This is a genomic window from Micromonospora sp. NPDC050686, assembly GCF_040654475.1.
GTDB lineage: Bacteria > Actinomycetota > Actinomycetes > Mycobacteriales > Micromonosporaceae > Micromonospora.
In genome coordinates this window covers 55,640-68,278 of record NZ_JBFAID010000038.1, presented here as the reverse complement: position 1 = coordinate 68,278, position 12,639 = coordinate 55,640, and the positions used below count along the sequence as shown (strand labels likewise).

The 12,639-nt window shown below is 75.0% G+C and carries 12 protein-coding genes and 3 tRNA genes; 3 read left to right on the top strand and 12 right to left on the bottom strand.

The window, feature by feature from the left end:
- Positions 1–150: 150 nt before the first annotated feature.
- The 3 genes from AB0H57_RS22455 to AB0H57_RS22445 all read right to left on the bottom strand — a co-directional run bounded on the left by AB0H57_RS22455 (position 151) and on the right by AB0H57_RS22445 (position 3,209).
- Positions 151–930 carry an endonuclease/exonuclease/phosphatase family protein gene (locus AB0H57_RS22455; protein ID WP_357509392.1) on the bottom strand — a complete coding sequence of 260 codons (780 nt, stop codon included), beginning with the start codon at positions 928–930 and terminating at the stop codon, positions 151–153.
- Positions 909–2,453, bottom strand: coding sequence for a hypothetical protein (locus AB0H57_RS22450; RefSeq protein ID WP_357509390.1), 1,545 nt, complete (start codon positions 2,451–2,453; stop codon positions 909–911). Before AB0H57_RS22450 ends, AB0H57_RS22455 begins: the two co-directional genes overlap by 22 nt.
- A 138-nt stretch (positions 2,454–2,591) precedes the next feature.
- Positions 2,592–3,209 (bottom strand): HU family DNA-binding protein, encoded by a 618-nt coding sequence (locus AB0H57_RS22445; RefSeq protein WP_357509388.1) that lies wholly within the window; start codon positions 3,207–3,209, stop codon positions 2,592–2,594.
- A 706-nt stretch (positions 3,210–3,915) separates the two neighbouring features.
- On the opposite strand from AB0H57_RS22445, the gene AB0H57_RS22440 reads away from it, so the two are divergent.
- Positions 3,916–4,602, top strand: a complete 687-nt coding sequence (locus AB0H57_RS22440) for an IclR family transcriptional regulator (protein ID WP_222953191.1) — start codon at positions 3,916–3,918, stop codon at positions 4,600–4,602.
- 288 nt (positions 4,603–4,890) lie between these two features.
- On the opposite strand, the gene AB0H57_RS22435 is transcribed toward AB0H57_RS22440, so the two are convergent.
- From AB0H57_RS22435 to AB0H57_RS22420, 4 genes are all read right to left on the bottom strand, one after another.
- Positions 4,891–4,963 (bottom strand) — tRNA-Glu (locus AB0H57_RS22435).
- A gap of 271 nt (positions 4,964–5,234) precedes the next feature.
- A tRNA-Glu gene (locus tag AB0H57_RS22430) sits at positions 5,235–5,307 on the bottom strand.
- A gap of 129 nt (positions 5,308–5,436) precedes the next feature.
- Positions 5,437–5,508, bottom strand: a tRNA-Gln gene (locus tag AB0H57_RS22425).
- A 107-nt stretch (positions 5,509–5,615) separates the two neighbouring features.
- Complete coding sequence (locus AB0H57_RS22420; RefSeq protein ID WP_357509386.1) at positions 5,616–6,419, bottom strand: fumarylacetoacetate hydrolase family protein; 804 nt, start codon at positions 6,417–6,419, stop codon at positions 5,616–5,618.
- Positions 6,420–6,570: 151 nt separating this feature from the next.
- On the opposite strand from AB0H57_RS22420, the gene AB0H57_RS22415 reads away from it, so the two are divergent.
- Positions 6,571–7,992 carry a hypothetical protein gene (locus AB0H57_RS22415; RefSeq protein ID WP_357509384.1) on the top strand — a complete coding sequence of 474 codons (1,422 nt, stop codon included), beginning with the start codon at positions 6,571–6,573 and terminating at the stop codon, positions 7,990–7,992.
- 35 nt (positions 7,993–8,027) lie between these two features.
- The gene (locus AB0H57_RS22410; protein WP_357509382.1) at positions 8,028–8,921 is read left to right on the top strand and encodes a 3-methyladenine DNA glycosylase; all 894 of its coding nucleotides are present in this window, start codon (positions 8,028–8,030) and stop codon (positions 8,919–8,921) included.
- Between the two features lie 15 nt (positions 8,922–8,936).
- On the opposite strand, the gene arfB is transcribed toward AB0H57_RS22410, so the two are convergent.
- The 5 genes from arfB to AB0H57_RS22385 form a co-directional block, all read right to left on the bottom strand.
- Positions 8,937–9,362, bottom strand: coding sequence for an alternative ribosome rescue aminoacyl-tRNA hydrolase ArfB (arfB, locus tag AB0H57_RS22405; RefSeq protein ID WP_357509380.1), 426 nt, complete (start codon positions 9,360–9,362; stop codon positions 8,937–8,939).
- A gap of 9 nt (positions 9,363–9,371) precedes the next feature.
- Entirely contained in the window at positions 9,372–9,668 is a 297-nt protein-coding gene (locus AB0H57_RS22400) for a hypothetical protein (protein ID WP_357509378.1), read from the bottom strand.
- Between the two features lie 110 nt (positions 9,669–9,778).
- Positions 9,779–10,645: a trypsin-like peptidase domain-containing protein gene (locus AB0H57_RS22395; RefSeq protein WP_357509376.1), complete on the bottom strand. Its 867-nt coding sequence runs from the start codon at positions 10,643–10,645 to the stop codon at positions 9,779–9,781.
- A 27-nt stretch (positions 10,646–10,672) separates the two neighbouring features.
- A complete protein-coding gene (locus AB0H57_RS22390) occupies positions 10,673–11,632 on the bottom strand; it encodes a VWA domain-containing protein (protein WP_357509374.1) in 960 nt (319 codons plus the stop codon).
- Positions 11,629–12,606 carry a DUF58 domain-containing protein gene (locus AB0H57_RS22385; protein ID WP_357509398.1) on the bottom strand — a complete coding sequence of 326 codons (978 nt, stop codon included), beginning with the start codon at positions 12,604–12,606 and terminating at the stop codon, positions 11,629–11,631. The genes AB0H57_RS22390 and AB0H57_RS22385 overlap by 4 nt, the downstream gene beginning before the upstream one ends.
- Between the last annotated feature and the right edge of the window lie 33 nt (positions 12,607–12,639).

Genomic DNA, 12,639 nt, shown 5'->3' with positions numbered 1-12,639 from the left:
AGGACTCAAGATCCAGGAGGGACGAGTGCTCACCCACCGGCGGCTACCACCGGACGAGTCTGCCTGAGGCCGACCCGCAACACTCATTAGGAGGGCCCCGCTTGACGCATTCGGTAGAGCACGGGCCCCCGCTCAACACCCCAACCATCCTCAGGGCAGGGTGAGCGTCACCGCGACCGGCAGGTGGTCGCTGGCCGTACTGCGTGGGGCGGCCACCTCGCCCGGGGTGAGACCGGCGGTCACGAACACGTGGTCGATCTGGCTACGCGGGTCGTCGGCCGGGCTGGTCGGCACCGGCCGGGCGGCGGCCAGGGCGTCCACCAGACCAGCCCGGGTGAACTCGGCGAACGCCCGGTCACCCGGCTCGGTGTTCAGGTCACCGCCGAGCACCAGCGGCCGGCCGGCCGCGTACCGGAGGGCGAAGTCGGCCACCTCGCGGGCCTGGGCCACCGGGCCGGCCCCGGGCGGCGGTTGCAGGTGGGTGGCGACCACGGCGACGTCCCGGCCGCCGAGGTCGAGGGTGACGCCGAGCGCCTGCGCCCCGGTCGGCGCGCCGTGCGCGGCCAGCGGCCGGGTCCGGCCGGAGCGCACCGGGTAGCGGCTCAACACCGCGTCACCCCAGACCGGATCGGCGGCGGGCGCGAAGACGTACGGCAGCCTCAGCCGCCCGGCCAGCAGGGCGAGGGTGTCGTGGCCACCGTTGAGCAGCCAGCCCCGGTCCACCTCGCTGAGCAGCACCACGTCCGGCCGGGTGCCGCTGACCGTACGGGCCACCGCGTCCACGTCCAGCCGCCCGTTCAGCCCGAACCCCATCCGCACGTTGTAGGCCACCACCCGCAGGCTCGACGGCGTCGCGGCGGGGGCCGCGGGCGCGGCCACCGGCCGGTGCGCCGCGCCCGCCACGGCGGTCAGCAGCGCCAGCGCCGCCACCGTCCCCCACCGGGCCGCCCCGGACAGGACCGGGACGGACGGGGCGGGACCGGTGGCTGCGCGACGGCGCCCACCAGCACGGCCAGCCCGACCGGCGCCCAGCCGTTGGGATAACCGAGGTCGTAGGCCGCGTATTGACTTCCTCTCCCGCCATGAATGGCGGAGGTTCCCTCCGCGCTGCGCACGGAACGCGCAACGCCCGGGTGGGTTCCTGCTTCACCGCGATCCGCCGGAGATTGCCCCGGTCTTACGTCCGCTCCACAGGCGTTTTTCGTCTCCGCAAGCCCTGCGGCGACGGTGGTACGTCGGGCTCCGGCTTGGTTATCACCGGAGACCGGTTCGACCTTACCACGGTCAATGGCACGCTCGGGCCTGACGGCCCTCCCGCGCGGGCCTTCACCCCCGCCCTGAAGCTGAAGGGCGGAGCACTGGCCCGCATTCCGGTAGCCGACCGCGGCGACCGCGAAGAGCAGCATCCCGCTGACGGCCGTCCGGCCCCGGCCATCGTCACCCGGCCCGGTGCCGACCGGTCGCTCGGGCCGGTGACCCACGACGTCCGTGCGGCCGAGGCAGCCACCCTGGCCGGCCGCGGCGAGCAGGATCGCGGGTACGAGCCAGCCGGGCCGGTCGGCCGCGAAGAGCACCGCCCCGGCGACCAGCGCGGCCGGCCAGAGCAGCCGGGCCAGCTGCGGCGGTGGCCGGAGGAACGCGGCGGCCAGGAACAACGCGACCGCGACCGCCGGCAGGACCGGGACGACACCGGCCGGCGGACGGGCCAGCCCCGGAAAGGCCACCGATCCGTGCCGGTAGGACAGGGCGGCGTTCCACAGCGCCGGGGAGAGCGCCACCTGGCCGGCCAGCAGCAGCGCCGGACCGAACACGAGCCAGGCCCGCCGGCCGGCGACGACCGCCCGATCCCCGGTAGCCGCGGTCGAACCGCCGGCGTCACCGGGTCGGGCCACCACCGGCTGAGGTGTCTTGCTCGGGCGGCCGGACGCCGCCGGGGACGGCCCTGCGGCGGCCCGAACCGATACCGCCAGGAACGCCGCCACCAGCAGGACGCTGCCCACCCAGGCCGCCGGGCCACCCCGCCAGAGCATGTCCTCGGTGGCGAGCAGGGCGTGACCGACGGCGGCGGCGGCGAGCCCGATGGCCAGTCTGGCCACCGGCCGGTGCACGACGGCGGCGCTCGCGGCGAGCCAGATCAGGCCGGCGAGCAGCCCCGTACAGGCCAGCCAGAGCTGCGCTCGCCCGCCGGGTGCCGCGGTCAGGGCCAGGCGGACGGCCGCGAGCACCACGGCGGCGGCCAGGCCCACCGGCCGCGGACCGAGCCGGCGTACGAGGGTGGGGGCGGCGAGCGCGAGGACGAACCAGCCGAGGGCGAAGCCGCCGAGGAGTTCCGCCGGGGTCTCCGCCGCCCGGCCGAAGATGGTGATGATCGATGGCAGCCAGACCCGCAGCACGTCCAGCAGGATGACGACGCCCAGGGCGAGCAGGACGGTGGTGCGGTGGGGGTGACGCACCGGCGCCCCCTTCTCGTGACCGGGCGGGGTGTTCGGCACGCGGATTGTGCCGGGCACCCGGTTTCCGGTCAACGGCGGCGGGCGTACCACGACGAGGGCGCCCACCGCGCACGGTGGGCGCCCTCGTGGGCCGTACGGTCAGCGCCGGCTGGCTGCCTTCTTGGCCGGCGCTTTCTTCGCGGGCGCCTTCTTCGCGGGCGCCTTCTTCGCGGCCGTGGTCTTCTTGGCCGTCGTCGTCTTCTTGGCCGGTGCGGCCTTCTTCGTGGCGGTGGTCTTGGTCGCCGTGGTCTTCTTGGCGGCGGCGGTCTTCTTGGCCGTCGCCGTCGCGGTGGTCGTCTTCTTGGCGGCGGCGGTCTTCTTCGCCCCGGTCGCCTTGGTCCCGGCTGCCTTGGTGCCGGCTGCCTTGGTGCCGGCTGCCTTGGTGCCGGTCGCCTTGGTGCCCGCGGCGGCGGTCTTCTTCGCGGGGGCGGCCTTGGGCACCTTGCCGCTGGCTACCATCTCCTTGAAACCGGCACCCGGACGGAAGGTCGGGACGGAGGTCTTCTTGACCTTCACCGCCTCGCCGGTCCGCGGGTTACGCGCTGTTCGGGCGCCTCGGACACGCTTTTCGAACGCTCCGAAACCGGTGATCGCCACCTTCTCGCCCTTGGTGACCGCCGCCTGGACCTCAGCAAGAACCGCGTCGAGCGCGGTCGTCGCCGTTTTCCGGTCCCCCAGGCGAACGGCGAGCGCCTCAATGAGCTCGGCCTTGTTCACGACTTCCTCCCGATTGTGCAACTGACTCGACGCGAGCCATTCTGCGCGCACGGTATGCCCTGTGCTGCCGGGACACAAACATTCGGTGGAAAAAAGCCCTTGTGTCGCAACGGATTCACCCGAACCCGGCGGGCCCGCCGGGGCGGAAACCGAGGCACGGCCGGGCGTCCGGGCCGCCCCGGGAGCGGAAATGGCCGCCGCACCGGGCCTTCCGGCCCGCTCGGCACGGCGGGTCCACAGTCGTCCCGGCCGGGCCTTTCCACCGGTGCGCCCGCTTGTGACGTAGCGGCCGGCACCCGCGGCGGACCGGCCGCCGACGGCCTCGCACGGATAACCGATCCGGCGGGCCACGATGGGTACGGCAATCACGCAGCCGAATGCCCCCATCGCCGGCGCTGAATGCATGGGATGCCCCGGGCCGACTTCGGCGGGAGCGGAGCAAGGCACATCGCGCACCGGAAAAGACATCCGCCGGCAATCCACCATCCACACAGGACTGCCACTATTGTCGATGCCTTGCCGGGCCGGGATCGGCGCCGGGCGGAACGGCCCGGGCGGCCCTGCGGCGCCATCGGCCGGAGCGGGCAGCAGCGGGGCTGCGGCCACGGCAGGGCGGCGGCCGCCCTCCGGGGCGGACCGTGACGCCGCTCCCAACATCTGGACTTCCTAGATTCTGGGAGGTAGGTTTCGGCCCGTGGGACACAGCATGAGCGGGGTCGGCGTACTCGACAAGGCGGTGGTCATCCTGGCCGCCTGCGTCGACGGCGCCAGCCTGGCCGAACTCGTCGAACGCACCAAGCTGCCGCGGGCCACCGCGCACCGGCTGGCCCAGGCGCTGGAGATCCACCGCATGCTCGTACGGGACACCCAGGGGCGCTGGCGGCCCGGCCCGCGCCTCGGCGAACTGGCCAACGCCGCGCCGGACGTACTGCTGACGGCGGCCGAGCCGCTGCTGGCCGCGCTGCGCGACGCGACCGGTGAGAGCGCGCAGCTCTACCTGCGCCGGGCCGACGAGCGGATCTGCGTGGCCGCCGCCGAACGGGCCAGTGGCTTGCGCGACACCGTGCCGGTCGGCTCGGTCCTGCCCATGACGGCGGGGTCCGCGGCGCAGATCCTGCTCGCCTGGGAGCCGCCGGAGGCCGTCATGCCGCTGCTGCCCCGGTCGAAGTTCACCGGCCGCACCCTCGCCGAGGTACGCCGTCGCGGCTGGGCGCAGAGCGTCGCCGAGCGGGAGGCCGGCGTGGCCAGCGTCTCGGCCCCCATCCGGGACCGGACCGGCCGGGTGATCGCCGCGATCAGCGTCTCCGGGCCGATCGAGCGCCTGGGCCGCCGTCCGGGTGAGCGGCACGCGATGGCCGTCGTCCGCGCCGGCCAACGCCTCTCCGGCCTCTGATGCCCCCGGCCGGCGCTTCTCCGGCCACTGCCCCCGGCCAACGCCTCTCCGGCCACTGGCCCCGGCCAGCGCCGCCTGGCCGCTGGCCCCCCGGTCGGTGCCGCCCAGCCGGCGAAGGCTTGGCGAGGTCACGGCTGGAGCGCCGCAAGCTGGACGGCATCCGGGACCGGACGCTGTCCCTCCGGGGCGCGCGGCGCAACGAGGTTCGCCGGGCCGTCTCGACGGGAGGGTGGGCGGGCGGACACGAAACGGCCCGCCCCACGGTGGTGGGACGGGCTGCCGGTGCTGTAGCCCCGACCGGATTCGAACCGGCGCTACCGCCTTGAGAGGGCGGCGTCCTGGGCCGCTAGACGACGGGGCCAGAACTTTTTCTGCTTCACCGGCCTGCCGGACGGTGCGGCAGTAGTCTAACCGCATCCGGCCCCCGCCTGGCGGGCGGGGTGGCCGCGCCCCGACACGACCAAGAGCCACCCCCTGCCCCGGACCGCCACCGCTCCCCGACGTCGCCGCCGCCCGGGGACGGGTGTCAATAGGGGGCCCCGCCTCTACCAGAAGCGTTAACAAGGGGCCCCGCCTTACACCCCGAAGACGAAGCAGCCCGCCCCACGGAGTGGGACGGGCTGTCGGCGCTGTAGCCCCGACCGGATTCGAACCGGCGCTACCGCCTTGAGAGGGCGGCGTCCTGGGCCGCTAGACGACGGGGCCAGAACAATGCTTCCCCGACCCTGCCGGGCGGGGAAGCTGCACTCTATCAGAGATCAACTCCGCCCCTCGCGGGTCGGAGTCGAACTCATAGAATCCAGCGACCGGAGGCTCTCGCGAACCTCGGTAGCGCTGGGGTACCAGGACTCGAACCTAGACTAACTGAACCAGAATCAGTCGGGCTGCCAATTACCCCATACCCCATCGGCACCTTACGGTGCCGGGAAGAAACATTACCCCTCCCGGCACCGGTGCGCCAAATCGGGCCCCCGAAACCGCCCCTGACCAGCGGGTTCGAGCCCCGATGCGTGTCATCCGACCGGGACCACCGGGTTGGTCAGCTCCCCGATGCCCTCGATCCGGACGGTGACCGTATCCCCGTCCACGAGCGGGCTAACCCCGGCCGGGGTGCCGGTCAGCACCACGTCACCCGGCAGCAGCGTCATCACGTGCGAGATGTACGACACCAGCGCGGGCACGTCGAACACCATGTCCTTGGTCCGGCCCAGCTGGCGCACCTCCATCTCGTCCGGGTTGGGGCCCACCTCGCAGCGGATCTCCAGGTCCCGCACGTCCAGACCGGTGGTGATCCACGGACCGATCGGGCAGAACGAGTCGAAGCCCTTGGCCCGCGTCCACTGCCCGTCGGAGCGCTGGAGGTCCCGCGCCGTCACGTCGTTGGCGCAGGTGTAGCCGAAGATGGCCCGTTCGGCGGCGGCCCGGTCGGCCCGGCGCGCGCCCGGCGCGCCGATCACCACGGCCAGCTCCGCCTCGTGCTCGACCTGCTTGGAGAAGATCGGCAGCCGGATGGCGTCGCGGGGGCCGATCACCGAGGTCGACGGCTTGAGGAACAGCAGCGGCTCCTTCGGCACCTCGCTGCCGTGCTCGGCGGCGTGCTCGGCGTAGTTCCGGCCGACGCAGACCACCTTGCTGGGCAGGATCGGCGAGAGCAGCCGGACGTCCGACAGCGCCCACCGGGCCCCACTGAACTGGACGGTCCCGAACGGGTGCCCCTCGATCTCGGCGATGGTCAGCCCCTGCGGGCCCGCCTCCGGCTCCCCCTCGACGACCCCGAACGACATTCCCTTGGCATGAGCGAAACGAGCGATACGCACCGGGTCAATCTAGCTCGCCGCGGGCGTCCCGGCGGGCAGGCCGTGATTCGGCGCACCCTACGCCGGCCGCCGGCCGCCGTGGCGGGATTCGCCACTTCGTACCCGCACGACGTGGCCCCGCCCCTAGCGTCGGCTGCGGAGGTTCGTTCGTATGCCTGCATCGAGACGACACCACACGGCCCTCGCAGTGCTCGTCAACTGCCTGGGCGTCCTGGCCGCCGTACCGGTGGCCCACCAGTCCGCGCCCGCGCCCGTCGCGGTCGCCGCGCCGGTGCCGACACCGGCCGTGCCGACCGGGGCCGCACCGGCCGGCACCGAACCGGGGCCGGCCGGCACCGAGGCGGCGCCGACCGGGACCGAGGCGACCCCGACCTTCCCGGCCCCGGCCGCGCCCGGCTCCGCGCCGGCCGTGCCGCCCCGGCCGCTGGTCCGGGCGATCGCCCCGGGGGCCGTCACGGTGGCGGTGAACCCGGCCGGCACGCCGGCGCCGGCCTACCGGATCGAGATCCGCAACACCAGCGGTACGGCGGTGCCGGCCACGGTCCGCCAGCAACTGCCCAACGGCACGCAGGCCACCACGGTCACCAACGGTGGCCAGGCCACCCGGTCCGCCGGGCCCGCCGCGCCGGGCGAGATCACCTGGCAGCTCACCCTGCCGGCCGGCAGCACCACGACGCTGCACACCGCGCTCTCCACCACCGCGCCCGGGCGACCGGTCACCGCGCCGGTCTGCGCGCTCAGCGAGGACGCCGGACAGCCGTACGACTGTGCGACCGCGACCTGGGCGGGCGCGGCGGTGCCGGCCGCCACGGTGACCGCGGCGCCGGTGTGGCGGCGTACCCCGGTGCTGCTCGCCGCGTCCACCGCGGCGCTGGTGATCACCGCGGGGGCCCTGTGGTGGTGGCAGCTCGGCCGGCGCCGCCGGGCGACCGCGCCCCCGCCCGGCCCCGCCCCGACCCGGCTCGCCTCCGGCCTGCCGCCACCGGGCGGCGGGGCGCTGCGCGGCAGCCTCTACCCGCAGCCGGCCGCGCCCGCCGGACGTCGTGGCCGGCCACCGGTCTGGCTGGTGGTCGGGGTGGCCGCGGTGATCCTCGCCGGGGTGGTGGGGGCGGCGGCCTGGACGGCCACCCAGCGGGTGGCCGGGATCGACACGCAGCGACAGCCGACCGGCGGCGGCTGGGTGGGACGGACGGTCACCGGCGAGGTCGGCGTGCCGCTGCGGGAGACCGCGTTCGAGTTCACCGTCTACCGGGTGGCCTGCGCGCCGGCCGCGACGGCGGTGAGCGACCGGGCCTGCGAGGCGACCGTGGGGCTGCGCAACCTGACCCCGGAGGTGCAGACCTGGCACGGCCAGCTCCAGCGGGCGTACCTGCCGGACGGCAACTGGGTCAGCGCGGACGAGTCCGCCACGCGGGCGGCCAACCGGGGCCGGGATGTCTTCGCCGAGCCGGTCGCGGCGGGCACCCGGCGGGTGCTGCCGGTGGTGTTCACGGTGAACGGCACCGACCCGCCGAAACACCTCGAACTGCGCAGCGGGGTCTTCTCCGCCGGCGTCCGGGTGGACGTGCCCTGATCCGCGGGCGGGGCGGCGGCCGTACCCTGGGGTCCGTGACCGCCGCCCTCGCCCCCGTGCTCGACGCGGCCGCCTGGCAGGCCCGGCGGCACGCGCACGAGCGGCGGGTGGACGGCTGGCTCGCGCCGCACCTGGCCCGCCGCCGCGCCGGCCGCCGGCACCCGGTGGAGGACTTCCTCTTCACGTACTACTCGCACCGCCCCGCCCAGCTGCGCCGCTGGCATCCGGGCGCCGGGGTGACGCTGCGCGACGCCGACCCGGCCGAGTTCGGCCGGGACTACCGCGCCGGGCCTGCGGGGGTCACCGTCGACACCGATCGGGTACGCGCGCGGCGCGCCGACTCGCTCACCTGGATCCGCGGCCTGCTCGCCGCCACCGCCGCCCGCCCCGCCCAGCTGGGCTGCTTCGGCCTGCACGAGTGGGCGATGGTCTACCGGCAGACCCAGGAGGAGGTACGCCACAACGCCTGGCCGCTGCGCCTGACGCCGGAGCGGACGGCGGCGGTGGTCGAGGAGCGGGGCGTGCGGTGCAGCCACTTCGACGCGTACCGGTTCTTCACCGCGCCGGCCCGGCCGCTGAACCTGCTGCGTCCCACCCGGGAGACCCAGCACGCGCTGGAGCAGCCGGGCTGTCTACACGCCAACATGGATCTCTACAAGTGGGCGTACAAGCTCTCGCCCCTGGTCCCGTCGGAACTCGTGGCGGACTGCTTCGAGCTGGCCCGGGACGTGCGCGTGCTGGACATGCGGGCCTCGCCGTACGACCTCACCGAGCTGGGCTACTCCCCCGTCCGGATCGAGACCGGCGCGGGCCGGCAGGAGTACGTGCTGGCCCAGCGGTCGTTCGCGGAGCGCGCCGCGCCGCTGCGGGCCCGCCTGGTCGCCGAGTGCGACCGGCTGCTCGCCGGCTCGGACGGCGCGGTGAGCTGACCTGCCGCGAGCGGATCAGTCGCCGTCGGCGCGGCGGTCGCGCTTGCGCTGGGACTGTCGCTTCTTGTCGGCGAGCCGGCGTTCCTTGGCGCCCCGCGACGGGCGGGTCGGCCGGCGGGGCGGTGGCGGCGGGGCGATCGCCTCCCGCAGCATCGCGGCCAGCCGCTCCCGGGCGGCCTCCCGGTTGGCGAGCTGCGCCCGGTGTTCGCTGGCGGCCACCGTGACCACCCCGTCGACCAGCCGGCCGGAGAGCCGGTCCAGGGCGCGGGCGCGCAGCGGCTCCGGCAGGCTCGGCGAGGCGGCCAGGTCGAAGCTCAGCTCGACCCGGGAGTCGGTGGTGTTCACGCCCTGCCCGCCTGGACCGGACGAGCGGGAGAAGCGTTCCCGCAGCTCGGCGGCGGGCACCACCCATCGGTCGCTGATCCGCAGCCCGTCGTCCATGCCCAGAGGCTATCGCCTGGCCCGGTTCGACGTGGTCGGCGTGGGCGTGGGGCCGGGCCCGGCCCGTTCATGGTCCGGTGCGCTGGCGGCGTACGCGACCGCGCCGATCAGCAGCAGCAGGATCACCGCGACCTTGGTGGTGACGGCCCGGATCAGCAGCCAGGCGGTCCGGCGGACGCCGGGCACCGTGCTCTTGACCGTCTTGTAGTCGGTCCACCCGCGCCGGGCCCGGGCGTACGCCGAGCCGACACCACATCCGATGAAAAGGCCCACCAGCAGCAGGACCACCAGAAGAAGCTGCTCCACCCACGCCAGTATCCATACTCAGCGTAATATTTCCATGGGCCGATGCTCCCAATGCCAGATATCTGACAGTTGTCCGCTCCCGGTCGGCCGCCCCGGATGGTTTCCGCAGCTCAGCCGCCCTTGCCGATGATGGTGTCGGCGGTCCTGCGGACCTGGTCGATCGGGATGGCGAAGCCGATGCCGATCGACCCGCTGCCGTCGATGGTGGCGATCGCGGTGTTCACGCCGACCACCTCGCCCCGCGCGTTCACCAGTGGCCCGCCCGAGTTGCCGGGGTTGATCGAGGCGTCGGTCTGCACCGCGGTGTGCCGGCCCGAGCCGAGCCGTACCTGGCGGTTCAACGCGCTGACGATGCCGGCGGTGACGGTGCCGGTCAGCCCGAGCGGGGAGCCGACCGCGAGCACCGGCTCGCCGACCCGCGTGGTGCCCGGCTTGGCCAGCGGCAGCGGCGTCAGCCCGGCCGACGGCGGCACCTTCAGCACGGCCAGGTCGCTGGCCGGTTCCCGGCCCACCACCTCGGCGGCGTACCGGCGCCCGTCGGGCATCTCCACGGTGACCCGGCCGCCGCCTCCCTTGGCGAGGATGTGGTCGTTGGTGACGATGTGCTGCTCGTCGTCGAGGGCGAAGCCGGAGCCGCTCGCCGAGGCGCCACCGGCGCCCCCGACCATCACCGAGACCACCCCGGGCACGGTGCGTTCGGCGGCGGTGACCAGCTCCGCCGGCACCGGAGCGGCCGACGCCGCCGCCGGTCCGACCCCGCCGTCCCGGCCCGCGACCCAGCCGCCCGCCATTGCCCCGGAGACGGTGGAGAGCGCCACCACCGCCAGCGCGGCCACCACGGGTCCCGGGCGGCGGCGCCGCCGGCGGGGCGTACCGTCGGGCCCGGTGCCGGGCCAGCCGCCCCGCCCGTCCGGGTCGAGTTCGGGCGAGACGTACCAGGGCCCGCGGGGTTCACCCAGTCCGGTCTGCACGGCCATACTCGCTCCTCACGTGTCGGTTGCCGGTCAGGGCAGTCGGGAGAACCAGCGCATCGAGCCGGCGGCGGCACCCATGGCGAACACCAGCCCGAGGCCGATGAACCGGGCGGAGATGTCCTGGCGTTCGGTGCGGTAGCCCACCGAGCTGCCGATGTCGTCGTAGACGGCGCGCAGCTCCTGGCGGTTGGTGGCCTCGTGGAAGCCGCCGCCGGTCTCCTCGGCCACCGCCCTGAGGGTCTGCCCGTCGACCGGCACCTGGATGGCCCGGCCACCCCGGTCGACGGAGCCGGTCGGCGTGCCGAAGGAGATGGTGTGTACCGGCACCTTGACGCCCACCGCCGAGGAGGCCGCCTCCATCGGGTCCATGCCGGAGGTGTTGGCGCCGTCGGAGAGCAGGATGATCCGGGCCGGTGGCGGCTGCTTCGCGGCCTTCCCGTCCAGGCTCCGCACCGCGCCGAGCGAGGTGCTGATCGCCTCGCCGATGGCGGTGCCCTGCACCCCGGTCATCCCCTCGGCCAGCCGATCGATCCCCTCGTGCAGCGCCTCCCGGTCGGTGCTCGGCGGCACCACCACCGCGGCGCTGCCGGCGAAGGCGACCAGCCCCACGTTGAACTCGTCCGGCAGCCCGTCCACGAACCGCCGGGCCGCGTCCTTCGCCGCCCCCAGCCGGTCCGGCTCCACGTCGGTGGCGAGCATCGAGGTGGACACGTCCACGGCGACCATCACGGTGGCCCGTTCCCGGGGCACCCGGACCTCGGCGGTGGGCCGGGCGAAGCCGACCACGAGCAGGGCCAGCATGGCCAGGAAGAGTCCCGCCGGCACGTGCCGGCGCCAGGCGGGCCGGTCCGGCGCCACCCGGTCCAGCAGCCGCAGGTTGGTGAAACGGACCGCGTACCGGCTGCGCCGGCGCTGCATCCGGAGGTAGCCGAAGACCAGGGCGGCCACCCCGAGCAGCAGCCAGAGGCGGGCGGGTGACTGCCAGTTCACGCGGCACCTCCCCGGGCCGCGCCGGCCGGGGCGGTGGCCAGCCGGCGTTGGGCGTGCACGTGCCGGACGATGTCGGCGGTCCAGTCCCGGTCGGTGCGCAACGCGAGGTGGCCCGCACCGCAGCGGCGCAGCAGCCGGCGTACCTGGTCGCGCTGGGCGGTGGCCGCGGCCGCGTACCGCTCGCGCAGGCCCGGGTCGCCGGTCCACACCTCCCGCCGGCGGCCGGTCTCCGGGTCGGTCAGGGTGATCAGGCCGACGTCCGGCAGCTCCCACTCCCGCGGGTCGGTGACCTCCACGGCGAGCACCTGGTGGCGGGCGGCGAGCCGGCGCAGCGCCGGTTCCCAGGGGGCCGGGGCGGCGGGGTCGTCGGGCAGTTCGTCGAGGAAGTCGGAGACCAGCACGACCAGGCCGCGCCGGGTGGCCACCCGCTGCACCGCGGCGAGCGCGTCGACGAACCCGGGCGGCGGGCCGGCCGCGCCGGCCGGCTGGTCGGCGGCCGGTCCGCCGGTGCGCGGCGCGTCCAGCAGCGCGCGCAGCAGCCCGAGCAGATGGGTACGCCCGCCCCGGGCCGGGAAGCGGCGCAGCCCGGCCGGGCCGAGCACCTGCGCGCCGAGGCGGTTGCCGGTGCCGGCGGTGAGGAAGCCGACGGCGGCGACGGCGGCCACGGCCAGCTCCCGCTTGTCCAGCTCGGCGGTGCCGAACTCCATGCTGGGGCTGGCGTCCACCAGTAGCCAGGTGGTCAGCTCCCGGTCCGCGTCGACCTCCCGTACGTGGGGCACGGTGGTGCGGGCGGTGACCGCCCAGTCCATCCGGCGTACCTCGTCCTCCCCCGGCCGGTACTCGCGGCTGCCCGCGGCCTCGCTGCCGGGGCCGGGCAGCAGGCCGTGGTGCTGGCCGTGCAGCAGCCCGTCGAGCCGCCGGGTCACGGTCAGCTCCAGCCGGCGCAGCCGTTGGTTCGGGGTGAGCGCGGCCAGTCCCGGGCCGGCCGGCGCGGGCGGCGCCGGGCG

What these genes read in the sequence shown, in the direction of transcription:
- AB0H57_RS22440 (WP_222953191.1), top strand. Translation starts at nt 3,916, where the DNA reads ATGAGCGGGGTCGGCGTACTCGACAAGGCGGTGGTCATCCTGGCCGCC.
- AB0H57_RS22415 (WP_357509384.1), top strand. Translation starts at nt 6,571, where the DNA reads ATGCCTGCATCGAGACGACACCACACGGCCCTCGCAGTGCTCGTCAAC.
- arfB (WP_357509380.1), bottom strand. Translation starts at nt 9,362, where the DNA reads ATGGACGACGGGCTGCGGATCAGCGACCGATGGGTGGTGCCCGCCGCC.
- AB0H57_RS22395 (WP_357509376.1), bottom strand. Translation starts at nt 10,645, where the DNA reads ATGGCCGTGCAGACCGGACTGGGTGAACCCCGCGGGCCCTGGTACGTC.